The 23,199-nt window shown below is 55.5% G+C and carries 29 protein-coding genes and 1 riboswitch; of the genes, 17 read left to right on the top strand and 12 right to left on the bottom strand.

The genetic code is table 11. The features are described from left to right. Nucleotides 1–2 precede the first annotated feature (2 nt). The 12 genes from pduN to pduA are packed head-to-tail and all read right to left on the bottom strand — an operon-like array spanning nt 3 to nt 8,368. The gene (gene pduN, locus J4614_RS05470) at nt 3–278 is read right to left on the bottom strand and encodes a propanediol utilization microcompartment protein PduN (protein ID WP_000549825.1); all 276 of its coding nucleotides are present in this window, start codon (nt 276–278) and stop codon (nt 3–5) included. A gap of 3 nt (nt 279–281) precedes the next feature. Then, complete coding sequence (gene pduM / locus J4614_RS05465; RefSeq protein ID WP_001012960.1) at nt 282–773, bottom strand: propanediol utilization microcompartment protein PduM; 492 nt, start codon at nt 771–773, stop codon at nt 282–284. Next, nucleotides 770–1,402: a phosphate propanoyltransferase gene (locus J4614_RS05460; RefSeq protein ID WP_000356725.1), complete on the bottom strand. Its 633-nt coding sequence runs from the start codon at nt 1,400–1,402 to the stop codon at nt 770–772. Before J4614_RS05460 ends, pduM begins: the two co-directional genes overlap by 4 nt. Further along, on the bottom strand, nt 1,402–1,884 hold the full coding sequence (gene pduK / locus J4614_RS05455; protein WP_001284384.1) for a propanediol utilization microcompartment protein PduK: 483 nt from the start codon (nt 1,882–1,884) through the stop codon (nt 1,402–1,404). The genes J4614_RS05460 and pduK overlap by 1 nt, the downstream gene beginning before the upstream one ends. A 3-nt stretch (nt 1,885–1,887) precedes the next feature. Then, a complete protein-coding gene (gene pduJ, locus J4614_RS05450; RefSeq protein WP_001057755.1) occupies nt 1,888–2,163 on the bottom strand; it encodes a propanediol utilization microcompartment protein PduJ in 276 nt (91 codons plus the stop codon). A gap of 19 nt (nt 2,164–2,182) precedes the next feature. Next, the gene (gene pduH, locus J4614_RS05445) at nt 2,183–2,533 is read right to left on the bottom strand and encodes a propanediol dehydratase reactivase beta subunit PduH (protein ID WP_069721378.1); all 351 of its coding nucleotides are present in this window, start codon (nt 2,531–2,533) and stop codon (nt 2,183–2,185) included. Then, nucleotides 2,523–4,355, bottom strand: a complete 1,833-nt coding sequence (pduG, locus tag J4614_RS05440) for a propanediol dehydratase reactivase alpha subunit PduG (RefSeq protein WP_094888486.1) — start codon at nt 4,353–4,355, stop codon at nt 2,523–2,525. Before pduG ends, pduH begins: the two co-directional genes overlap by 11 nt. 15 nt (nt 4,356–4,370) lie before the next feature. Continuing rightward, nucleotides 4,371–4,892 (bottom strand): propanediol dehydratase small subunit PduE, encoded by a 522-nt coding sequence (gene pduE / locus J4614_RS05435; RefSeq protein ID WP_094888487.1) that lies wholly within the window; start codon nt 4,890–4,892, stop codon nt 4,371–4,373. A 14-nt stretch (nt 4,893–4,906) separates the two neighbouring features. Then, nucleotides 4,907–5,581 carry a propanediol dehydratase medium subunit PduD gene (pduD, locus tag J4614_RS05430; protein WP_000405048.1) on the bottom strand — a complete coding sequence of 225 codons (675 nt, stop codon included), beginning with the start codon at nt 5,579–5,581 and terminating at the stop codon, nt 4,907–4,909. 10 nt (nt 5,582–5,591) lie between these two features. Then, nucleotides 5,592–7,256: a propanediol dehydratase large subunit PduC gene (gene pduC, locus J4614_RS05425; protein ID WP_001256896.1), complete on the bottom strand. Its 1,665-nt coding sequence runs from the start codon at nt 7,254–7,256 to the stop codon at nt 5,592–5,594. 18 nt (nt 7,257–7,274) lie between these two features. Further along, complete coding sequence (gene pduB, locus J4614_RS05420) at nt 7,275–8,087, bottom strand: propanediol utilization microcompartment protein PduB (RefSeq protein WP_000097500.1); 813 nt, start codon at nt 8,085–8,087, stop codon at nt 7,275–7,277. Then, on the bottom strand, nt 8,084–8,368 hold the full coding sequence (gene pduA / locus J4614_RS05415) for a propanediol utilization microcompartment protein PduA (RefSeq protein ID WP_001183618.1): 285 nt from the start codon (nt 8,366–8,368) through the stop codon (nt 8,084–8,086). The genes pduB and pduA overlap by 4 nt, the downstream gene beginning before the upstream one ends. 524 nt (nt 8,369–8,892) lie before the next feature. On the opposite strand from pduA, the gene pduF reads away from it, so the two are divergent. From pduF to J4614_RS05330, 17 genes are all read left to right on the top strand, one after another. Continuing rightward, nucleotides 8,893–9,687, top strand: coding sequence for a propanediol diffusion facilitator PduF (pduF, locus tag J4614_RS05410; protein ID WP_001000023.1), 795 nt, complete (start codon nt 8,893–8,895; stop codon nt 9,685–9,687). Nucleotides 9,688–9,903: 216 nt separating this feature from the next. Continuing rightward, entirely contained in the window at nt 9,904–10,815 is a 912-nt protein-coding gene (pocR, locus tag J4614_RS05405) for a regulatory protein PocR (RefSeq protein WP_000622323.1), read from the top strand. A gap of 325 nt (nt 10,816–11,140) precedes the next feature. Next, a riboswitch (cobalamin riboswitch) is annotated at nt 11,141–11,316 on the top strand. Between the two features lie 96 nt (nt 11,317–11,412). Next, a complete protein-coding gene (locus J4614_RS05400) occupies nt 11,413–12,792 on the top strand; it encodes a cobyrinate a,c-diamide synthase (RefSeq protein WP_000741260.1) in 1,380 nt (459 codons plus the stop codon). Further along, nucleotides 12,789–13,748 carry an adenosylcobinamide-phosphate synthase CbiB gene (gene cbiB / locus J4614_RS05395; RefSeq protein ID WP_023214780.1) on the top strand — a complete coding sequence of 320 codons (960 nt, stop codon included), beginning with the start codon at nt 12,789–12,791 and terminating at the stop codon, nt 13,746–13,748. Before J4614_RS05400 ends, cbiB begins: the two co-directional genes overlap by 4 nt. A 10-nt stretch (nt 13,749–13,758) precedes the next feature. After that, nucleotides 13,759–14,391 (top strand): cobalt-precorrin-8 methylmutase, encoded by a 633-nt coding sequence (locus J4614_RS05390; RefSeq protein WP_023226673.1) that lies wholly within the window; start codon nt 13,759–13,761, stop codon nt 14,389–14,391. Continuing rightward, entirely contained in the window at nt 14,391–15,530 is a 1,140-nt protein-coding gene (cbiD, locus tag J4614_RS05385; protein WP_094888488.1) for a cobalt-precorrin-5B (C(1))-methyltransferase CbiD, read from the top strand. Before J4614_RS05390 ends, cbiD begins: the two co-directional genes overlap by 1 nt. After that, complete coding sequence (locus J4614_RS05380; RefSeq protein WP_000958838.1) at nt 15,524–16,129, top strand: cobalt-precorrin-7 (C(5))-methyltransferase; 606 nt, start codon at nt 15,524–15,526, stop codon at nt 16,127–16,129. Before cbiD ends, J4614_RS05380 begins: the two co-directional genes overlap by 7 nt. Next, nucleotides 16,119–16,697 (top strand): decarboxylating cobalt-precorrin-6B (C(15))-methyltransferase, encoded by a 579-nt coding sequence (locus tag J4614_RS05375; RefSeq protein ID WP_000650985.1) that lies wholly within the window; start codon nt 16,119–16,121, stop codon nt 16,695–16,697. The genes J4614_RS05380 and J4614_RS05375 overlap by 11 nt, the downstream gene beginning before the upstream one ends. Next, complete coding sequence (locus J4614_RS05370; protein ID WP_031567892.1) at nt 16,681–17,454, top strand: cobalt-precorrin-4 methyltransferase; 774 nt, start codon at nt 16,681–16,683, stop codon at nt 17,452–17,454. Before J4614_RS05375 ends, J4614_RS05370 begins: the two co-directional genes overlap by 17 nt. Beyond that, entirely contained in the window at nt 17,435–18,490 is a 1,056-nt protein-coding gene (gene cbiG, locus J4614_RS05365; RefSeq protein WP_031567894.1) for a cobalt-precorrin 5A hydrolase, read from the top strand. Before J4614_RS05370 ends, cbiG begins: the two co-directional genes overlap by 20 nt. Then, complete coding sequence (locus tag J4614_RS05360) at nt 18,490–19,215, top strand: precorrin-3B C(17)-methyltransferase (RefSeq protein ID WP_000953642.1); 726 nt, start codon at nt 18,490–18,492, stop codon at nt 19,213–19,215. Before cbiG ends, J4614_RS05360 begins: the two co-directional genes overlap by 1 nt. After that, nucleotides 19,212–20,003 (top strand): cobalt-precorrin-6A reductase, encoded by a 792-nt coding sequence (locus J4614_RS05355; protein ID WP_001001974.1) that lies wholly within the window; start codon nt 19,212–19,214, stop codon nt 20,001–20,003. The genes J4614_RS05360 and J4614_RS05355 overlap by 4 nt, the downstream gene beginning before the upstream one ends. A gap of 2 nt (nt 20,004–20,005) precedes the next feature. Further along, a complete protein-coding gene (locus J4614_RS05350; protein ID WP_031567897.1) occupies nt 20,006–20,800 on the top strand; it encodes a sirohydrochlorin cobaltochelatase in 795 nt (264 codons plus the stop codon). Then, the gene (locus tag J4614_RS05345) at nt 20,797–21,510 is read left to right on the top strand and encodes a cobalt-factor II C(20)-methyltransferase (RefSeq protein ID WP_001013552.1); all 714 of its coding nucleotides are present in this window, start codon (nt 20,797–20,799) and stop codon (nt 21,508–21,510) included. The genes J4614_RS05350 and J4614_RS05345 overlap by 4 nt, the downstream gene beginning before the upstream one ends. Further along, nucleotides 21,507–22,244 carry a cobalt ECF transporter S component CbiM gene (gene cbiM / locus J4614_RS05340; RefSeq protein WP_000764336.1) on the top strand — a complete coding sequence of 246 codons (738 nt, stop codon included), beginning with the start codon at nt 21,507–21,509 and terminating at the stop codon, nt 22,242–22,244. The genes J4614_RS05345 and cbiM overlap by 4 nt, the downstream gene beginning before the upstream one ends. Nucleotide 22,245: 1 nt before the next feature. Then, on the top strand, nt 22,246–22,527 hold the full coding sequence (locus J4614_RS05335; RefSeq protein WP_000753212.1) for an energy-coupling factor ABC transporter substrate-binding protein: 282 nt from the start codon (nt 22,246–22,248) through the stop codon (nt 22,525–22,527). Continuing rightward, nucleotides 22,514–23,191 (top strand): energy-coupling factor ABC transporter transmembrane protein, encoded by a 678-nt coding sequence (locus J4614_RS05330; RefSeq protein WP_000147126.1) that lies wholly within the window; start codon nt 22,514–22,516, stop codon nt 23,189–23,191. The genes J4614_RS05335 and J4614_RS05330 overlap by 14 nt, the downstream gene beginning before the upstream one ends. Nucleotides 23,192–23,199: the final 8 nt, after the last annotated feature.

Raw genomic sequence — 23,199 nt, 5'->3', positions numbered from 1 at the left:
CCTTAACGCGAAAGCGTATCTACAATGCCGACAACGGCGAGGTCGATGGCCTCATTTGGCCCGGAAAAAACGTGCCTGGCGCTGGAGCCGCCGCTGAGCAAAACCAGTTCGCCGACGCCTGCGCCGACGGAGTCCACGGCCACTTCATCGCCGGAGGTAGGCGAGGCGGGGAGTTCGCCATCGGCGCTGACCCGACGCACCAGCAGCAGCTTTTTCCCAATCAAAGAAGGTGATTTTTGCGTGGAGACAACCGCGCCCGTGACTCGTGCCAGATGCATGATTTACTCCTGCTTAATTAATTGAATATTCCGCGCATTGGCCGCGTCACGCGCCATGGCGGTCACGATGCATTTGCGGTGGACAACCACACGCCCCCGGCTTAGCAGCGCGACATCGCGATAGCTCAGCACCGAACCCGCATGCAGAACCAGCGGCAGTCCGTGCTCGTCGGTGAATACCAGCGGCAGACGAGCCAGTTTTTTTACCGGGATAACCGGCAGCAGCTGGCTGTGCAGGCTGAGCTGTACGCGGATGCCGAACGCCAGCGCGTCGTGAATTTTCCGGGCGGCGGCATCGTCGGTTTCTGCATCCGCAAGCTGACTCAGCAGCGGCAGGTCGACGAGCAGGATGCGCAGCGACGCGTGCTGACAGAACAGTGCTGGACAGTCGGCATCGCGAAGTTGCGTAACGCTCAGCGTCGCCGTGCTCTGGGCACGGCGATGCAGCCGGGAGACAATCTCCTCGACAATGCGCTGCAGGGTTTCGCCGTTCATCGCGGGCCTACCAGCCGGGCAAAGGCCTGCGGGTTATCGGCACCAGCGGCGTTGGCTTCATCGGTATCAATGTGCATTTCGAGGCGCATGTCCGGTGAAACGCGAATCGCCACGTTGTTGAAAATCAGCCCGCGCTCGTCGCCTTCAATCGCCACTGAAACCCTATCGCCGTGGGAAACCCGCAGGATCAGCGCATCAAGCGGCGACATATGGATATGCCGCTGCGCGACGATAACCCCGGAAGGTAGCTCCAGTTCGGCAAAGGGGCTGACCAGGCGGATGCCCGGCGTCCCCTTCAGGTTGCCGGACATTCTCAGCGGCGCGGCAATCCCCAGCGTTCTCGCATCGGTACGCGAAATTTCCACCTGGCTTACCGAGCGCAGCGGACCGAGCAGGCGCACATTTTTGAGCTGCCCTTTCGGTCCCACCAGGGTGATGGTTTGCTCCGCGGCGTATTGTCCCGGCTGCAGCAGCGCTTTTTTCTCGCTGATGGGATGGCCGGGAAACAGCCGCTCATAATCCTGTGCGGACAGGTGGATATGACGGTTTGAGACGCCCAGCGGGATAGGCCGCAGGCGCATCTCATCAAGAACTTTACTGACCGTTGATTGCAGAAGCTCTTTATCCATTACGCTTCACCTCGCTTGCCGGAATGGATGCAAAGCGTACGAGGTTCGCCCTTCTGGCGCGGACATTTTGGATCCAGACACAGATTGCAGCTGACCAGTTCTGATTCCTGCGGGGCCTCTTCTGCTGGCGCTTCAGAAACGACATCGGCCATCTCTGACGCTTCAGGCTCAGGTTCAATGACGGAGGGGGGGGGTGTCTCTGCGAGCAGGATCCCTTCTCCGGGCCTGGCGATAACCTTGTGGGCCACCAGGCCATTCCGCTGTTCGGCGAAATGCGCACCGGTGGTGATGGCCGCCTGCACGGAGGCCACATCACCGGTAATTTTAATCACCATCCAGCCTGAACCATTGGTCTTTTCGAGGGCGAGCAGCGTGATAGAAGCGGATTTCGCCATGATATCGGCGCAGCTGATAGCCAGTGCCAGACCACAAACTTCAAGTAATCCCAGTGATTGCTTCACGCGGTGCTCCTTATTCGCCATCGATTAGGCTGATTTCGGTAAAATGGCCTCAACATCACTGTGCGGACGCGGGATAACGTGGCAGGATTTCACTTCACCCACGACGCTTGCCGCCGCGCTGCCGGCATCTACGGCTGCTTTAACCGCGCCGACATCGCCGCGAACCATGACGGTAACCAGGCCAGAACCAATTTTTTCGTAGCCCACCAGCTGTACGTTGGCGGATTTAACCATTGCATCGGCGGCTTCAATGGCGCCGACCAGCCCTTTTGTTTCAACCAGTCCCAGTGCGTTATTCATACTGCAGTTCTCCTGTTGCTTAGCTATTCAGATCCCGGAAAGGGATCCCTTTGACCAGCCGTGCCGCGTTATTACCGGTATTGCGATGGGCCTGACTGTCCTGATGATGCATCAGCGTAAAAAGCGGCGCCGATGCGGGTAAATTCTTGTAATGCACGACCAGCGAGTGTCGATCGCAGGCAATGCCGACCAGCAGCGGCGAGCTGCGCGCCGCCTGCCAGGCGCTGTCAACGACATCTCCAGCCGGGTGACGCTGAAGCAGGAAAGGGATGCCTTCCTCTTCGATACCCAGCAGCACTTCGTGCCAGAGGCTGGCGCAGTCGCTGATAACGGTAATGACGATAGCCGGGGCGCTGTGATTACTGTCCATGTGCAAATTCCTTGTGCCAGGAGAGAATCAGGCCGGTGGCCACCGCGTTTCTTGGGCCTTCGCTGCCGCGAATATTTCCTCGCCCGGCGACCAGGCGGTAGTGCGCCAGCGCATCGGTGACCAGCTGAGGTACTTCGAAATCCAGCGACGAGCCGCCGACCAGCACCACGAACGGAATATCGCGAATGTTGCCGGTTGGACTGACCTGACGCAGCGCGCGCAGGGCGTTGGTGACAAAGACGCGTTCTTTAGCGCTGCGGCGAATGGCGCGCACTTTTTCCAGCGCTAAGTCGCCGGGAAGCGGCACCAGTTCGTCCGGTTTCACCACGCAGACGCGGGCGAACACGGCGGGAGGCAGCGGCGTCGGGAAGAACTGGACGCTGCCGTCCTCGTGGCGTAAGTGGAACAGGCTTTCGACCTTAGCCAGCGGGTATTTTTTGATCTCTTCCGCCAGATAGCGGTCTTCCAGCCCCAGTTCGCGGGCAATAATCATCGTGACCATGTCGCCTGCCCCGGCGAGATGGGTGGCGATGATTTCGCCTTTAGGGTTGATGATGGAGGCATCGGTGGAGCCCGCGCCGAGGTCGAGGATCGCCAGCGGTCGGGTGGTACCCGGCGTGGTCAGCGCGCCCAGAATGGCGGCTTCAGCCTCAGCGCCGCCGATCTGCACGTCGATATTAAGCTTCTGTTCGATTTGGCGGGCAATCATTGCCATTTGCAGACGGTCTGATTTCACCATCGAGGCGATGCCGACGGCCTGCTCCAGCGAGAACTCCCCGGCCAGACCGCCGGTGACGCTCACCGGAACCGAGGTGTCAACGGCCAGAAGATCCTGAATGAAAATCTCGCTGCTGGGTTTATTGGTTAGCTCGGCCATGGTCTGGCGCACGTGCTCCAGCATGCCGCCGATATTGGTCCCGGCCTCGCCGGTGACGTTGTCGAGCTTGCCGCAGCCGTCCACCGCTTTCATGATAGCTTCGGCACCGGCGGCGACATCCACGCGCACGGTACGACCCTGAGCCTGCAGCTCCAGGTTACCGGCGGGTATCGCACGAGCTTTGACGTCGCCGGATGGCGTTTTAACCACCACGGCGGAACGGTTGCCGATCAGCGCGCGCGCCATCGGGACGATGTTTTTCGTCTCATCGGCGTTGAGGTTGAATACGGTGGCGATGCCGTAAGGGTTGGAGAGGGTCTCGATAACCTTCCCCGGCACGGCGACTTCAATCGCCGCCAGCATCCCCAGCGGAATGCGGTCGATGTACAGAACTTCGTCAACGATCGGCAGCGATTTTTCCAGCCGGTTGCTGACCAGTACGCCATCGTCGCGCTGCAAAATGACGCCGGTAATCTGGTATCCGGCGCGCATTGAGGCGTTGATAACATTGGCGATATCGGCAAAATCAAAGGCTGACGATACCACCAGAATATAGGACGAGTCCGCAGGGCGGGTTAACAGCTCCTCCGGCGTAATCGTGATACCCACACCAAGGCCTACTCCCCCCGGCGTTTTTGGGTTATGGCCGATCATTGTCGATTCGGTGATGATGGTTTCGGTAATGGTTTCCATCGCCACATCGCCAATCACCGGCGTGGCTTCGTTAATGCGGATGAGCGAAATATCGCTGACATTGATCCCCGCGCGCTTTGCGACGAGGGCGAGCGCTTCCTGAATGCCGAACACGTTACGCAACGTGCCTTTGATCCCGGTCGTTTCCGCCAGCGCGCTGTGGGTGATTGTCAGCGCGCCAGTCTCATCTTGCCGCGCCAGCGCGACTTCCGTTGATGAGTTACCGATATCAATGCCAGCTATATATCGCATCACATACCCCTGTAATTAATCGTCGCCTTTGAGTTTTTTACGCTCAACGTACAGCCCTGCCGCTTCACGAACGAAAGCTGCGCAAATCTTTGCCTGATAACGGTTTTCGAGATCGTCGGCGATAGCGAACAGCTCTTCTTTCGTTGAACGATACGGACGAAGGGCGTTGTAGATTTCAAGAATGCGATCGTCCGGTACCGCGGTCAGTTCGGCGGCGCGTTCGAAGTTCATCGCCAGCCGGTCGCGGCCCGCATCTTTGGCGATAGACGCCTGTAAGCGCAGGGTTTCCGGGGTAATACGCATATCCTGAGCGGTGACTTTATTGCTCAGCACGTTTTCCAGCGTAAAGTCGTCCAGCGTTTTATTGGTGGCGGTTTTCACCCATTCCGGGTGTTTGTTCGCCAGCGGGTAGTCGCTGACCTTTGCGCTGCGGGACGTGCCGCCTGCCGCAGGAGCCGCTTCTGGCGCATCGCCCTGCAGGCTGTTCATGCGGCTCAATACGTCCCGAACCATCGATTCAATTGCGTCGGTATTCATGGAGTTATCCTTTATCAAAGCGCCACGCGCAGTTCCTGCGGGTTTTTGCCCGTCACGACGTACTTGGTCTCTTTAATGTGCAAAATGGCCGACTTTGCCTGGTACTTCGGGCGTGCCATCTGGTCATTGAGCGTAGGGACCGGCTGCGGTGATTCGCGTTTCGCATAACGGGCGGCGTTTTTACCAATCTGACGGTAGGTTTCCAGCGTCAGCAGCGGCGCCTGCGGGAACAGCTCCAGGTTAGAGAGCGGCGGTAGCCCCTGCTGGTGGATAACCGTAGTACCTTTCGACTGGATGCCGATGGAGATGCCGGAGCCGCTCAGGCGGTTACCTTCCACGGCGACGAACGCCACGTCGGAAGATTTAAAGCAGCGAATCACGCGCGCCTTGATGCCTTCTTCTTCAATACCGGCAATGACTTCGCGCAGAATGCTCTTATGCGGTAAGCCCACGATATTGACGGTTTGCGCCAGGCCAAATGCCGGGCCGACGGCGATAATGACTTCGTCCTGCTGAGTGCCCTGGCGCGCTTCGCCCACTTCGGTCAGAAAGCCGTCGCCCGCAGGCGCAGCGGTCTGTGGTGCTGTGGATGCCGCAGGCGCATTAAACGAGACGGGTTTATCGCTGCCCTTCATATCGCGGAGCACGTCTTCAATTATCTGGCGCAGCAATTTTTCATTAATTTCCATTTCTCACCCCTTAATCAATCTCGTTGGGATCAAGAGCGCCAGGGATGTTTTTAATCTCTTCCCAGCGTTCTCCCTGCAGGCGATAACCTGTTGCCGGACCGGCATAGTCATTGACGTCATTAACCGCAGAGAGCACTTGTCCGTCGCCGACGATAATGGCGGAGGTGTGCAAATAGTCGCCGGTTAGCTTGGCTTTCTGGATGTTGAGCATGTCCTGGGCCACGTCGGTAAACCCGCCCTGCGCCAGCGCTTTAACGACTTCCAGACCGTTGCGGTTTTTATTGATGATTTCCTGGGCGAACTTGATGTCTTCGACGATGTTACGCTCCGGCATATCTTTCGAACCGTGGGCGTAGGTCGCGGCTTCAACTTCTTCATCGGTAATCGGCGGTAGTCCCATTCCGGCAAACACGGCCTGCAGCGCGCGGGCGGCTTTGTTACGGATGGCGATAACGTCCTCTTCGCGAACCGGACGCAGACCGCCGTCCACTTTCAGGTCACGCTGGATAACGTTGTAGTCGTCAAAGTCTTCCGCATCTTCGTTGGAACCGGCGAACATGTTGTCGTAGTTCGGCACCGCGGAATAACCGGAGGAGATAAAGTCGGTACCCGGCAGGAACTGCATCAGCAGGCGCGCGGTACGACGCATATCGGAGTGGGTGAAGGTCTGGTCGTTACTGGAGGCGCATTCCAGATCCAGTGACGAGCAGATCAGGTTTTCCGCCAGCACGGCACGAATGCCTGACGGCACGGCAGACGGTACGCCGATGCAGCTTACGGAGCCGTTTTGCAGCCCCTGAACGCCCGCGGCTTTGGTGATATAGATGCAGCGCGCTTCCAGATACAGCATGGATTTGCCTTCGGCGTAGCCCATCTGCACTTCTGAGCCGGAGCCGGAGGTGAAGCGCATTTTCAGGCCGCGAGAGGCGTAGGAAGAGGCTAAGAAGCCCTTCGACCATGGGGTATCGTCACCATCGGTGAAGACCGGCTCGGTGCCGTAAACGGAGATGGTTTCGGCGTAGCAGGTGTGGCCCAGCATGCCGAGCTTCAGCTCGGTGGCTTCTTCCAGCGAGCACTGAGTCAGTACACCCGGACGACCAACCTGAGAACCAACCAGCAGCGCGATGGCGTTGAACGGCGCATAGCGCGCTACCGCAACCGTGGTTTCTTGTTCGTCAAACCCGCGCCATGCGCCTTCGGCGGCATCGGCGGCAATTTGCACAGGGTTGTCTTTAACGTTGGTGACGTGCGCCTGCTGAGATGGCGTGCGGCGGGCGCGCATTTTCTGCATCGCCATCATCATCTCAACCACGTTCATATGCGAAACCACTTCAACAATTTTCGCTGGGGTCATGGCGGTGGTCAGCGGAACGATTTCGCTGCGCTTGACATTCGGATCGCACAGCATGTTAGCCAGCTTGACCGAATCCATCGCCATCACTTCTTCGGCGCGGTTCAGGTTGATGCCGTAGCGGGCGATAAAGTGGTCGATCAGGTCGAATTCGCTAACCGGTTTTCCGTCCAGCTCGGTCACCGCGCCGTTAACGATTTTAATCGACGGTTTCGGGTCGTTCGGGCTTTCCATTGCGATAAAGCCTTCTTCGATCCACTCCTTAACAAAGCCGTCCTGATTCACAGGGCGTTTCGCCAGTGCTTCAAATCTTTTCGATCTCATGAATCAGCCTCGTGGGTATCAGATGTAGGACGGGCGATCGTTTTTCGGTTCAGAACCGAGGGTCGCAAGGACGGTTTTGCCGATTTCGCGGGCGGAGGTCACCGCCTGACGGACCGCGCCGGAGTCGCCGGAAATCACCAGAATGGCTTCGTTACTAAAGCTGGTGCCGTGCGCCGGAGAGCTGTACGCCACGACTTCAACGTTGGCTGACTTCAGGGCGGTATCGGCCATCAGTACGCCGACGGAAGCCGGAGCGCCGACAATGACGCCGCAGGCACGGCCAATCGGCGCGCCGAACGCTTTTTCCAGCGCGTAGCTGGCGCGAGCGGTGTACTGCAGCTCGATATGCCCGGCTTCGTTGCCGTAAACATCACCGAAGGTGCGGTCCAGCTCTTTCAGCGCGACTTCGATACCGCGCTTGACGTCGGATACATCGTTACCGCCTAAAATAATCAGCGAACCGTGGCCCGCTCCGCCTTTGGTATCGCGCGGCAGCTCAATGCTGACCACTTCGGTGTTGGTGGCTTTCACCGCTTCGTCCGCCGCCATAATGTGCGGGCCTGCGCCGGTGCGGGCGCCGAGAATGCCGATGGAACGATAGCGCTTCTCAAGCTTCATCGCGTCCAGCAGGGCGGTATCGACGTTGGCGATAACCAGGCCCAGGGTATCGCCAATGGCGGTCCCGACAAATTCCGTTAAACTGCAGCTTTTTTCTGCCATAGCCGTCTCTCGTATAGGTTGGGGTTGACCAGGGATGGCCTGTTGTTCCGGCGTTGCCACACGGGCAATCACCTGCGCCATGATCTGTTCCACCAGCTCATTGCTGCTCATTGGCTAATTCCCTTCGGTAAGATTTTTTCTACATCGGTGTGAGGGCGTGGGATGACGTGTACGGCTTTCACTTCACCCACGTTGCGTGCGGCTGCGGCACCTGCATCGGTGGCCGCTTTGACCGCGCCAACATCGCCGCGCACGATGACGGTTACCAGCCCGGAGCCAATCTTTTCATAGCCCACTAACATCACATTGGCTGACTTAACCATTGCATCAGCGGCCTCTATGGCTGCGGTTAAGCCTTTGGTTTCTACCATTCCTAGTGCTTCTTGTTGCATAAAGACCTCGCATGGAGTGTTCCGATAGTGGGGACTATAAGAAGATGCGAGGAAAAAGAATGGCTGACTTGCTATTGAACATCAGAAAATAATGGGAAAGCAATATGATTAAATTGCCTTTTATTTTTATAACTTATTGATAAATTACATTTAATTTATTATTGTCTATATGATTATTTTGTTTTTATTATTTCATTTTTACATTTTTGTTAGTGACGAGAGTATTTTTATTTGATATGGCGAAAGACGCAAAATGTGATGCTTATTCGAAATTGATAAGTTGGCTTGTGCAATATTTTATTATTTCCACAGGCGTATTTTATAGCTCAAATTTCCCGTGTGATGGGCTGATAAAAATATCGGAAAAGCAAAATTTTGCTATCGCAACACGATTTTTCCGGGAGACAGGTCCGCAGGTTGCCAACAATTTACAGGCGGCACTTTTTATAGTGAGGTTAGCTGTACTCTACTGCCAGCCGAAACTTGCGCTGGCCAGGACACGAACTTTGCTCAGAAGGTGTCACATGAATGATTCTCTAAAGGCGCAATGTGGTGCGGAATTTTTAGGCACCGGACTCTTTTTGTTTTTTGGTATCGGTTGTTTGAGTGCGCTCAAAGTCGCAGGCGCCAGCCTCGGATTATGGGAGATTTGCATTATTTGGGGGCTTGGAATTTCACTGGCCGTTTACCTTACGGCCGGAATCTCCGGCGGACATCTTAACCCTGCGGTGACGATTGCGCTGTGGCTGTTTGCCTGCTTTCCCAAACAGAAAGTATTGCCTTATATTATTGCCCAGTTTGCCGGCGCTTTTGGCGGCGCTCTGCTGGCGTATGTGCTTTATAGTAGCCTTTTTACTGAATTTGAGACTGCGCATCATATGGTGCGCGGTAGCGTCGAAAGTTTGCAATTAGCCAGCATTTTCAGTACCTATCCGGCCGCAGCGCTAAATGTATGGCAGGCTGCGTTGGTGGAAGTGGTCATTACGTCGATTCTGATGGGCATGATCATGGCATTGACGGATGATGGCAATGGCATTCCTAAAGGGCCGCTTGCGCCTTTGCTTATTGGGATATTGGTTGCCGTTATCGGCGCGTCTACTGGACCCCTTACCGGTTTTGCAATGAACCCGGCGCGTGATTTCGGTCCCAAACTGTTCACATGGTTAGCGGGGTGGGGGAACATGGCGATGAGCGGTGGGCGAGAGATCCCTTATTTTATCGTGCCGATTGTCGCGCCTGTTATCGGCGCCTGTGCCGGAGCAGCCATATATCGCTATTTTATTGGTAAGAATTTACCTTGTAACCGCTGTGAACTGTAAGAAAATGCGAACCAGATTCACAGCAATGATGTATCGTAAAAACAGGTGAGATAATTTCGTGATCTGCTTTCACGAACTGATCAAAACGTCTCCCAGCAATGGGAGACTTTTGATATTGTCATTGTACTTTTTATCAGGGCCAGGATAATGCTAATAAAAAGTGAATGTAAATAATGTGTTTTGTTTATAACAATAAATTAACTGAGGGGTTTTATCATGATTTCTGCGAGCGCTCTGAACTCAGAACTCATTAATAAAATCGCACAGGATTTTGCACAAGCCACCGGTCTGGCGGTTGTGGTTGTCAATATTCATGGTGATGAAATATCTGAGCTATTCAATTTCACGCCGTTTTGTCAGTTGATGCGGCAGCATCCCCAGCATAGTACACGTTGTCGTATGAGCGATCGCTGCGGGGGACTGGAGGCATCGAAGTCCGATCAACCCTGTATTTATCGTTGTCATGCCGGTCTAACGGATTTTTCTATTCCGCTGGTAATCGCAGGGCATTTAGTTGGCTTTGTTTTATGCGGGCAGGTTCGTTTAAGTAATGACGTGGAGCTGGTAAACATTCTTAATGTCGACGATCGCTGGCAGGCTGACCCTGAGCTCTTGAATGAATTTCGGAATGTGCCAGAGATGGACTATTCACGCGTTATCGCTTCCGCCGATCTCCTTAAACTGATTGTTGAGAATTGCCTGAAAAAACAGCTCAATTTCGTGGTTATCAAAGACAATCCGCAGCAATCGGAGGCAAATAAAGCCGCTCGTGGTCCCACTCCGCATGACAGTAAAATGAAAAAAGCGCTTCGCTATATTGATGCGCATTTGTCCGACGATCTTCGTCTTGAGGATGTCGCCTCACATGTCTATCTCAGCCCCTATTACTTCAGTAAGCTATTCAAGAAATATCAGGGAATCGGATTTAATGCGTGGGTGAACCGCCAGAGAATGGTTAGCGCCAGAGAATTGCTTTGCCATAGTGACTGGAGTATTGCCAGTATTGCGCGTAATTTAGGCTTTTCGCAAACCAGCTATTTTTGTAAAGTCTTCCGCCAGACCTATCAGGTTACGCCGCAGGCTTATCGCCAGCAGATAAATGAGAATTCTCATCCTCCATCGTTATGAATAGCAATATTTTGCTATTGCCGATTTTTGATAGTGTTTTGTATCTTAATCATTTCAGAAAGAAAATTTATCTGGTGTAACAATAAATTGTCATAGCGCAACAAAATAATAAAATTTAGGGCATAAACTGCACCAGTTTTTATTTTTGTGATGAAGTACAGTGTCAGGAAAGATAAGTTTTATTACGCTTTGTCGATACGTTTTATCGTCAATATACCGGTAAGGATGAGTAGATTAACGTCAGATGAGCAACCGCTCAGGTTATTGCTCACAGAAATGTAAAACGTAGCACATTATTAATTGCCGTTATGGGTGTGCCGTACAGCCATAACGTAAACCAACAGGTTTGCCACATTTGTGGTAGGGAAGGGGGTGAAAATCCCCCGCAGCCCCCGCTGCTGTGATGCTGACGACCCCGTAAAGACCACTGATCGCAAGATTGGGAAGGACGGGCGAGGAGGACGCTAAGCCAGAAGACCTGCCTGTCGGTGATAACCAACAACTTCGGTGGGAAGTGGGTTGCGAAGACGCGTACAGTCGAAAGACTGAACATGCGCGTACCTGTATACCCCTACCACCCTGAACAGGATCAGGGTAATGGCGGCAAGGCATCACGCATTTATTCTTGCAGGCACAGGAAGCGGTTGCGGCAAAACCACGGTGACGCTTGGTTTGTTGAGGCTGCTGCAAAAACGCGCGCTGCGCGTACAGCCGTTTAAAGTTGGGCCAGATTACCTTGATACCGGCTGGCATACCGCTATCTGTGGCGTGGCGTCCCGTAATCTTGACAGTTTCATGCTTCCTCCTCCTGTTCTCAACGCCTTATTTTGCGAACAAATGCGGCAGGCGGATATCGCCGTCATTGAAGGGGTCATGGGGCTGTATGACGGCTATGGCGTCGACCCCAATTATTGCAGCACAGCCGCAATGGCGAAACAGCTTGGTTGCCCGGTCATCCTACTGGTGGACGGCAAGGCTGTTTCAACGTCGCTTGCGGCTACCGTTATGGGATTTCAGCACTTCGACCCGACCCTCAACCTCGCGGGCGTGATTGTGAATCGCGTCACTAGCGACGCCCACTATCAGCTCCTCAAAAATGCCATTGAACATTATTGCTCACTGCCTGTACTGGGGTATGTCCCTCCTTGCGACGGCGTCGCATTACCTGAACGCCACCTGGGGTTGATTACCGCCAGAGAATCCCTCGTCAATCAGCAATCATGGCATGATTTTGCCGCCACGCTGGAACAAACAGTGGATGTGGATGCGTTACTCTCGCTGAGCGTGTTATCAGCGCTTCCGGCGGGAATGTGGCCTGAACGCCCCGATAACACAGCGGGGGCAGGGCTGACGCTTGCTCTGGCGGATGATGAAGCCTTTAACTTTTATTACCCCGATAACATCGATTTGCTGGAGCGTGCCGGCGTTAACATTGTGCGTTTTAGCCCACTGCATGACCGCGTATTGCCTGATTGTCAGATGATCTGGCTGGGCGGTGGATATCCCGAATTATACGCCGCAGAGCTGGCGGCAAATACGGCGATGTTAAAACATTTGCGGGCGGCGCATCAGCGCGGCGTGGCGATTTACGCGGAGTGTGGCGGTCTGATGTATTTGGGGAGCACTCTGGAGGATAGCGGCGGGGAAATTCATCAGATGGCGAATATTATCCCCGGTCACAGCAAAATGGGTAAGCGACTTACCCGCTTTGGTTACTGTGAGGCGCAGGCTATGCAGCCAACGCTATTGGCGGTGCCTGGTGAGATAGTGCGCGGCCATGAATTTCACTACTCAGATTTTATCCCCGAAACACCCGCCGTTATGGCCTGTCGTAAGGTTCGCGATGGTCGCGTGTTACAGGAATGGACCGGCGGCTGGCAGACAGGCAACACGTTTGCCAGCTATCTGCACGTCCATTTCGCCCAGCGTCCGGAAATGTTGCAGCACTGGCTGGCGGCGGCGAGGCGCATATTATGACGATCCTTGCCTGGTGTATCGCCTGGGTGCTGGATTTTATCATCGGCGACCCTCAACACTGGCCCCATCCGGTACGCTGGATAGGCCGTTTAATCACGTTTGTGCAGCGTATTGTGCGTCGCTATTGTCCCGGCGATAAAGCGCTGCGGATTGGCGGCGGCGTAATGTGGGTTGTGGTTGTCGGGGCGACCTGGGGCGTGGCATGGGGCGTACTGGCGCTGGCGCAGCGGATTCACCCCTGGTTTGGCTGGAGCGTCGAAGTCTGGATGATCTTTACCACGCTGGCCGGACGCTCTCTGGCCCGCGCCGCGCAGGAGGTTGAGCGACCGTTGCGGGAGAACGACCTTGCGGAAAGCCGAATAAAACTCTCCTGGATCGTCGGGCGCGATACGTCGCAACTTCAGCCAGCGCAGATCAATCGCGCCGTGGTGGAAACGGTTGCAGAAAACACCGTTGACGGCATTATCGCGCCGCTCTTTTTCCTCTTTCTCGGCGGCGCGCCGCTGGCGATGGCCTACAAAGCCGTCAATACCCTGGATTCAATGGTGGGCTACAAACATGAAAAATACTGGGCGATTGGTATGGTCAGCGCCCGTATGGACGACGTAGCGAACTATCTTCCCGCCCGCCTGAGCTGGCTGTTGCTGGGCATTGCGGCAGGACTGTGTCGCCTGAGTGGTTGGCGGGCGCTGCGTATTGGCTGGCGTGACCGTTATAACCACAGTAGCCCAAATTGCGCCTGGTCGGAAGCGTGTGTGGCCGGCGCCTTAGGTATCCAGCTCGGCGGCCCAAATAACTACTTTGGCGAGCGTGTGGACAAGCCCTGGATCGGCGACGCGCAGCGCGATATTTCCGTGGACGATATTTCCCGAACGATTCGATTGATGTGGGTCGCTTCAACCCTGGCGCTGGCGCTGTTTATTGTAGCGCGGTGCGGGTTATCTGGCGTGGCCTGAGGACGACAGTATGCATTATATCCAGCAGCCCCAAACCATTGAGGCCAACAGTTTCACCATTATTAGCGACATTATTCGCGAAACGCGTCCTGATTACCGTTTCGCCAGTCCGCTCCATGAGGCCATTATCAAGCGGGTTATTCATACCACCGCCGATTTCGACTGGCTGGACATTTTGTGGTTCTCTGCCGATGCGCTGGAGCAGCTTTGTGATGCGCTACGCCAACCGTGCATTATTTATACCGATACCACGATGGCGCTGTCCGGCATTAATAAAAGATTACTGGCGACGTTTGGCGGCGAGTGTCGCTGTTATATCAGCGATCCGCGCGTGGTGCGCGCCGCACAAACGCAGGGGATTACCCGTTCAATGGCCGCCGTCGATATCGCTATCGCCGAGGAGGAGAAAAACAAGCTCTTTGTTTTCGGTAATGCGCCGACGGCCCTGTTCCGTTTGCTTGAACATAACGTGACGGTGAGCGGCGTGGTGGGCGTACCGGTAGGCTTTGTCGGCGCGGCGGAGTCCAAAGAGGCGCTCACCCATAGCCATTTCCCCGCAGTTGCCGCGTTAGGGCGTAAAGGCGGCAGTAACGTGGCTGCCGCTATCGTCAATGCGCTGCTCTATCACCTCAGGGAGGCCTGATGAGCGAGCTTTCTTTTGACACGCCGGTCTGGCACCACGGTAAAGCGTTACGTAAAGGATATACCACCGGTTCCTGCGCGACGGCGGCGGCAAAAGTCGCCGCGCTGATGGTATTGCGTCAACATCTGATTCATCAGGTCTCCATCGTCACGCCGTCGGGCGTCACGCTATGCCTGAACGTGGAGTCGCCGCACATTGAAGGACAGCAGGCGATAGCCGCAATTCGTAAAGATGGCGGCGATGATGTGGACGCCACGCACGGAATGCTAATTTTTGCCCGTGTTACGCTCAACGACAGCGGTGAGATTACGCTCACTGGCGGCGAAGGTATTGGTACGGTAACGCGTAAAGGGATTGGACTGCCGCTCGGGAGCGCCGCCATCAATCGTACGCCGCGCCATACCATTGAGTCAGCGGTGCGCGAAGCGATAGGCCCGGCGCGTGGGGCCGATGTGGAGATTTTTGCCCCGGAAGGCGAAGCGCGGGCGCAAAAAACGTATAACTCGCGGCTTGGCATTCTTGGCGGCATTTCCATTATTGGCACTACCGGCATTGTGACGCCGATGTCGGAAGAAAGCTGGAAACGCTCGCTATCGCTGGAACTGGAGATCAAACGGGCGTCAGGATTAACGCGGGTGATACTCGTGCCGGGCAACCACGGCGAACGGTTTGTTCGCGAACAAATGGGCGTCGACACACAGACGGTCGTCACCATGAGCAATTTTGTCGGCTACATGATTGAAGAGGCGGTACGGCTGGGATTTTGCCAGATAGTGCTGGTGGGGCATCCTGGAAAATTGATCAAAATCGCCGCCGGGATCTTTCATACCCATAGCCATATTGCCGATGCGCGCATGGAAACGCTGGTCGCGCATTTAGCTTTACTGGGTGCGCCGCTGGAGTTACTCACCCTGGTCAGCGATTGCGATACCACCGAAGCGGCAATGGAGCACATTGAAGCATATGGCTTCGGGCATATCTATAACCATCTTGCCAGGCGTATTTGTTTGCGAGTCATGCAGATGCTGCGTTTTACCAAAACGCCGCCTGTCTGCGACGCCATCCTGTTTTCTTTTGATAACCATATTCTCGGCAGTAATCGTCCCGTCGACGAGATTGCTAAGGAGCTGCAATGCTAACGGTCGTGGGTATGGGGCCCGCTGGACGGCATTTGATGACGCCTGCGGCGCTGGAAGCGATAGACCACGCCGATGCGCTGGCAGGCGGTAAACGCCATTTGGCGCAGTTTCCGGCGTTTGGCGGCGAACGATTTACGCTGGGCGCGGATATTGGCGCGTTATTGTCCTGGATTGCCGCCCGTTGGGATAAAGGGATCGTGGTGCTGGCCTCCGGCGATCCGCTGTTTTATGGCATCGGTACACGCCTGGTGGCGCATTTTGGTATCGAACAGGTTCGCATTATCCCTGGCATCAGCGCCGTACAGTATCTGTGCGCACAGGCTGGAATTGATATGAATGACATGTGGTTGACCAGTAGCCACGGTCGTTGCGTCAGCTTCGATCAGTTAGCGAACCATCGCAAAGTGGCGATGGTCACGGATGCCCGCTGCGGGCCGCGAGAAATCGCGCGGGAACTGGTCGCGCGCGGCAAAGGGCATCGCTTAATGGTGATTGGTGAAAATCTGGCGATGGAAAATGAGCGGATCCACTGGCTACCCGTCAGTGCGGTCAACGCCGACTATGAAATGAATGCAGTGGTGATCCTGGATGAAAGATGAGCTTTTTCTGCGCGGCGAGAACGTACCGATGACCAAAGAGGCGGTACGGGCGCTGGCGCTGTCGAAACTTGAGCTCCACCGCGCCAGTCACCTGATTGACGTCGGGGCGGGAACGGGAAGCGTCTCAATTGAAGCGGCGCTGCAATTTCCTTCGTTGCAGGTGACGGCTATCGAGCGTAATCCTGCCGCGCTACGGCTGCTTGATGAAAATCGTCAGCGCTTTGCCTGCGGCAATATCGATATTCTCCCCGGCGAAGCGCCAATGACCATAACCGGGAAAGCCGATGCGGTGTTTATGGGCGGCAGCGGCGGGCATCTGACGGCGCTGATTGACTGGGCGATGGGCCATCTGCATCCCGGTGGCCGTCTGGTGATGACCTTTATCTTGCAGGAAAACCTTCATAGCGCGCTGGCGCATCTTGCGCACATCGGCGCATGTCGAATGGACTGTGTACAGCTTCAGCTTTCATCGTTAACGCCGCTGGGGGCGGGACACTATTTCAAACCGAACAATCCTGTTTTTGTTATCGCCTGTCAGAAGGAAGAAAACCATGTCAGAGACATTTGATCCACGCTGTGTATGGTTCGTCGGCGCCGGGCCGGGCGATCGCGAGCTGATCACGCTTAAAGGCTACCGCCTGCTGCAACAGGCGCAGGTAGTTATCTATGCCGGTTCGCTGATCAATACCGAACTGCTGGATTACTGCCCCGCGCAGGCAGAACGCTACGATAGCGCCGAACTGCATCTTGAGCAGATTATCGAGCTGATGGCTGCGGGCGTGAAAGCGGGAAAAACGGTGGTGCGGTTGCAAACGGGCGATGTCTCGCTGTACGGCTCCGTGCGTGAGCAAGGCGAAGAGTTAACCCGCCGTGGTATCGACTGGCAGGTAGTGCCTGGCGTCAGCGCGTTTCTCGGCGCTGCGGCGGAGCTGGGTGTGGAATATACCGTACCGGAGGTATCGCAGAGTCTCATTATTACCCGTCTGGAAGGGCGCACGCCAGTACCGGCGCGCGAACAACTGGAGGCGTTCGCCAGTCACCAGACGTCGATGGCGATTTATCTTTCCGTTCAGCGTATTCATCGGGTGGCGGAACGTCTCATTGCCGGCGGTTATCCGGCAACTACGCCTGTCGCAGTGATCTATAAGGCTACCTGGCCGGAAAGTCATACCGTTCGCGGCACATTAGCGGATATTAGCGACAAAGTACGTGATGCTGGCATCCGTAAGACGGCGCTAATCCTGGTCGGGAATTTTCTGGGTAAGGAGTATCACTACTCAAGACTCTATGCAACGGACTTTAGCCATGAATACCGTAAAGCCTGAATCCATTGCGTTGTTTTGCCTGACGCCCGGCGGCGTGGCGCTGGCAAAGAGACTCGCCGCGATGCTGCCGTTAACCTGCTTTACCAGTGAAAAACTGCGGGAAGAGGGATTTATTCCCTTCGATGGCGGATTCGCTAATACCGCCCGGCAGGCTTTTACCACTTATACCGCGCTTATTTTTATTGGCGCGACCGGCATTGCCGTTCGTGTCCTGGCGCCGTTAGTGAACGACAAGTTCAGCGATCCGGCGGTGGTCGTCATTGATGAACGTGGTCAGCATGTCATTAGCCTGCTTTCCGGTCATGCGGGAGGGGCCAATGCCTTGACGCGCTACCTGGCAGGAATGTTAGGCGCCGATCCGGTGATTACCACGGCAACGGATGTCAATGAGATGTCCGCGTTGGACACCTTAGCTTTCCAGCTTAACGCCCGTATGACCGATCTTCACACGGCGGTAAAAACCGTTAACCAGATGTTGGTCAGTCATCAACGGGTGGGGTTATGGTGGGATGCCGAACTAACGGAAGAGATCGGCCAGTGCGATATTCGCGGTTTTATCCCTGTTGATGATTTGCAGCGGTTGCCTGAGCTGGATGCGCTTATCTGCGTCTCTTTGCGTAATGACCTCCCTGAGCTTCCAGTACGGCACTGGAAACTGGTGCCCCAGCGTGTGGTGGCGGGAATTGGCTGTCGCCGCAATACGCCATTTCCCCTGTTAGCGACATTACTGGCGCGCCAGCTTGAAGCGCAGAAACTCGATCCGCTGGCGTTAAAAGCGATTGGCAGCGTCACGCTCAAAAAAGGGGAACCGGGGCTTATTCAGCTCGCCTCCTGCTGCCGCGTGCCTTTTAAAACCTTTACCGCCGAAGCGTTGCGCGAATTCGAACACCATTTTCCCGGTTCTGGCTTCGTCAGAAAAACGGTGGGCGTTGGCAGCGTATCCGGCCCGGCTGCGTGGTTATTAAGCCAGGGACAATTGTTAGGCGAGACCCTGCGAGAACAGGGCGTCACTATTACTTTAGGAGTTGCACACTGATGTTGAGCGTAATTGGTATTGGCCCCGGTTCGCAGGCAATGATGACGATGGAGGCGATTGAGGCGCTTCAAGCGGCGGAAATCGTCGTGGGCTACAAAACCTATACCCATCTGGTTAAAGCATTTACCGGCGATAAACAGGTGATCAAGACCGGCATGTGTAAGGAAATTGAACGCTGCCAGGCGGCTATTGAACTGGCGCAGGCCGGGCATAACGTAGCGCTCATCAGCAGTGGCGACGCCGGTATTTACGGCATGGCGGGACTGGTGCTGGAGCTGGTGAGCAAGCAGAAGCTGGATGTAGAGGTTCGCCTTATTCCGGGGATGACCGCCAGTATCGCAGCCGCCTCGCTGCTGGGTGCGCCGCTGATGCACGACTTCTGTCATATCAGCCTCAGCGACCTGCTGACGCCGTGGCCGGTGATTGAAAAACGCATCGTTGCCGCCGGAGAGGCAGACTTTGTTATCTGTTTTTACAACCCGCGTAGCCGCGGGCGCGAAGGGCATCTGGCGCGCGCGTTTGACCTGCTTGCCGCCAGTAAAAGCGCGCAAACGCTGGTTGGCGTGGTGAAATCCGCCGGACGTAAGAAAGAGGAAAAATGGCTGACTACGCTCGGCGATATGGATTTTGAACCGGTAGATATGACCAGTCTGGTCATCGTCGGTAATAAAACGACCTATGTTCAGGATGGGCTGATGATAACGCCGCGAGGTTACACGCTGTGAATGAGGGGGATGTGCTGGTGGTGGGCGGCACCAGCGATGCGCGCGCGTTATGCCGACAACTGGATGCAGCGAACGTCGCATACACCTTATCCGTGGCGACGCCAGCCGGAAAAGCGCTGGCTGGCGACATTAAAGGACAGGTGCGCTGTGGTCGTCTGGAGTACGGGCAGATGGTCGCCTGGCTAAAAGAAAACCGTACTCGCTGGGTAATAGATGCATCGCATCCTTATGCAGAAATGGTCAGCCATAACCTCCTTCGCGCCTGTGAAACGGCAGGCGTGTTGTTAAGTCGTTATCAGCGTCCGGAGCAGCTTAGCAATCTGACGCATCCGCTTCTCTATACGGCGCGCAGTATTGCCGATGCCTGCGAGATAGCGAAGCGTTTTGGTCCGCGCGTGTTACTGACGACCGGCAGTAAAGATCTGGCCGTCTGGCGTGCCGGGCTGGCGGAAAAAACGTTGCTGGCGCGCGTACTGCCCGTGGCGGAGGTGATTCAACGCTGCAGCGAACTGGGGTTCGGCGTTGGAGAAATTTTCGCATTGTGTGGGCCGTTCAGCGCTGATTTTAACGCCGCGTTTTACCACCAGTGCCGGGCCGACGTGGTCATTACCAAAGCGTCCGGCGCGGAGGGGGGATATCAGGAAAAAGTTCAGCCCTGTCTGGATGCGGGCATTCCCTGCATCGTTATTGCGCGCCCGACGCCGCTTGTGACGGGTGATGAGTTACTGGAAAGCCAGGCCGCCTTTGCGCAGCGTTTATCGCGCTGGCTGGCCGCAGCTAAGGAGTAAAAATGAAAAAAGCGCTTCTGGTGGTCAGTTTTGGCACCAGCTATCACGACACCTGTGAAAAAAACATTGTGGCGTGCGAACGTGATCTGGCGGCGTCCTGTCCCGATCGCGACCTGTTTCGCGCCTTCACTTCCGGAATGATCATTCGCAAGCTTCGCCAGCGTGACGGTATCGACATCGATACGCCATTACAGGCTTTGCAAAAGCTTGCCGCACAGGGATATCAGGACGTGGCGATTCAGTCGTTGCACATTATTAACGGCGACGAATATGAAAAAATTGTCCGTGAAGTACAACTCTTGCGTCCGTTATTCACTCGCCTGACGCTGGGCGTGCCGCTGCTGAGCAGCCATAACGATTATGTGCAGCTAATGCAGGCGTTGCGACAACAGATGCCATCGCTCAGAAAAACGGAGAAAGTCGTTTTTATGGGCCACGGCGCCAGCCATCACGCATTCGCAGCTTATGCCTGCCTCGATCATATGATGACCGTGCAGCGCTTTCCGGCGCGCGTCGGCGCCGTAGAAAGCTACCCGGAGGTCGACATCCTGATCGACAGCCTGCGTGACGAAGGCGTCACCGGCGTACATTTGATGCCATTAATGCTGGTGGCGGGCGATCACGCCATTAATGATATGGCTTCAGACGACGGCGACTCATGGAAAATGCGCTTTAACGCGGCGGGCATTCCGGCGACGCCGTGGCTGAGCGGGCTGGGAGAAAACCCGGCTATCCGGGCGATGTTTGTCGCGCATTTGCACCAGGCGCTGAACCTGGCGGTAGAGGAGGCGGCATGAACGGTAAATTATACGCATTAAGTACCGGGCCAGGCGCGCCCGACCTGATAACCGTCCGCGCAGCGCGGATTCTTGGCTCGCTGGACATTCTGTATGCGCCCGCCGGTCGTAAGGGGGGCGATAGTCTGGCGCTGTCGATTGTGCGCGACTATCTCGGCGAGCAGACGGAAGTACGTTGTTGCCATTTCCCTATGAGCGCTGACGGCGCCGAGAAAGAAGCGGTCTGGAACGAGGTTGCCGCCGCGCTTACCGCAGAGGTGGAAGCGGGTAAACAGGTCGGTTTTATTACCCTGGGCGATGCGATGCTATTCAGTACCTGGATTTTTTTACTCCAGCGAATCGGCTGCCCGGAGTGGCTGGAGATTGTCCCCGGCGTCACGTCCTTCGCCGCGATAGCCGCCCGCGCGAAAATGCCGCTCGCCATAGAACGGCAATCGCTGGCGGTTATTTCTTGTACCGCGCCGGAAGCGGAAATAGCCCAGGCGCTACAACAGCATGATAGCCTGGTGTTGATGAAAGTGTATGGCCGATTCGCCCGTATTAAAGCGTTGCTGGCGCAGGCTGGCCTGCTGGAATGCGCCTTAATGATGTCCGAGGCCACGCTGCCCGGCGAGCAGTGCTGGCGCCATCTCCACGAGGTCAACGATGATCGACCGTTGCCCTATTTTTCGACCATTCTGGTCAATAAACAGTGGGAGTATGCAGAATGAAACTTGAACAGCAACTTAGACAGTTGTCTTTCAGTGGACTGGCTGCAGCGCTATTGCTGATGGTTGTCCCGCAACAGGCGTTTGCGATGCATATCATGGAGGGCTTTTTACCGCCAGTGTGGGCGCTGGCCTGGTGGTTACTGTTTTTACCCTGCTTGTGGTATGGGCTGGTGCGCTTACGGCGTATTGTGCAGGAGGATAATCATCAGAAGGTACTGCTGGCGCTGTGCGGCGCGTTTATTTTTGTCCTGTCCGCGCTCAAAATTCCGTCGGTAACGGGGAGTTGTTCACATCCGACCGGCGTTGGTCTGGCGGTTATTTTGTTCGGGCCCGGGGTGGTGGCGATTCTCGGCGCGGTTGTGCTGTTGTTTCAGGCGCTATTGCTGGCGCACGGCGGCCTGACGACGCTTGGCGCAAATGGAATGTCGATGGCGGTGATTGGCCCGGTTGTCGGTTATCTGGTGTGGAAAATGGCCTGCCGTGCCGGACTGCGCCGCGATGTCGCCGTTTTTCTGTGCGCGATGCTGGCGGATTTGGCGACCTATTTTGTGACTTCAGTCCAGCTTGGCGTTGCGTTTCCCGATCCCCATGCCGGAGCGACAGGGTCTGTTGTGAAGTTTATGGGGATTTTCTGCCTCACACAGATTCCTGTCGCCATTGCCGAAGGTTTATTAACCGTCATGATTTATGATCAGTTAACCAAACGGCAAGTGATTACCGTACAAGGACATTAAAATGAAAAAAACGTTGATGTTGTTAGCGATGGTGGTGGCGCTGGTGATTCTGCCGTTTTTTATTAACCATGGCGGTGAATATGGCGGTTCAGACGGCGAAGCGGAAAGCCAGATTCAGGCTATTGCGCCGCAGTATAAACCCTGGTTTCAGCCGTTATATGAACCCGCCAGCGGTGAAATTGAAAGCCTGCTGTTTACCCTTCAGGGCTCTCTTGGCGCGGCAGTGATTTTTTATATCCTGGGGTATTGCAAAGGTAAACAACGCCGTGATGACCGGGCTTGATCGACTCAGCTATCAAAGCCGCTGGGCACACGTTGCGCCGCAGCGCAAATTTTTGCTGTGGCTGGCGATGATGATACTGGCGTTTGCTCTGCCGCCTGTAGGGCAGGGCATTGAGCTGCTGATCATTGCCGGATTGAGCTGTTGGCTATTGCGCATATCCCTCTGGCGCTGGTGTCGATGGATGGCGATACCTTTTGGATTTTTGTTGGTCGGCGTGATAACGATTATCTTCAGCATCAGCCGCGAGCCGCAAATGCTGCTGGCTGGCATCTCTGTCGGGCCGTACTGGATCGGGATTACCCGTGCGGGCGTGGTTACGGCGAATGAAACGTTCTGGCGTAGCCTGACGGCGCTGTCCGCGACGTTGTGGCTGGTGATGAACCTACCGTTTCCGCAGTTAATTAGCTTGCTTAAGCGCGCGCATATTCCACGCCTGCTTACTGAGCAAATCCTGTTAACGTGGCGCTTTCTCTTTATTCTTCTGGATGAGGCGGCGGCAATTCGTCGCGCGCAAACGCTGCGTTTTGGTTATTGCAGCCTGCCGAACGGCTATCGATCTCTGGCAATGCTGACTGGACTCCTGTTTACGCGGGTGTTAATGCGTTATCAGCAAATGACCACCACGCTGGATATCAAACTGTATCAGGGTGATTTTCACCTGTAAGGACTATT

It is taken from the genome of Salmonella sp. 32031103-2018-00083-FB-01-SM-01 (assembly GCF_017571995.1).
Taxonomy (GTDB): domain Bacteria; phylum Pseudomonadota; class Gammaproteobacteria; order Enterobacterales; family Enterobacteriaceae; genus Salmonella; species Salmonella enterica.
This window is presented reverse-complemented; position numbering and strand designations above follow the sequence as displayed.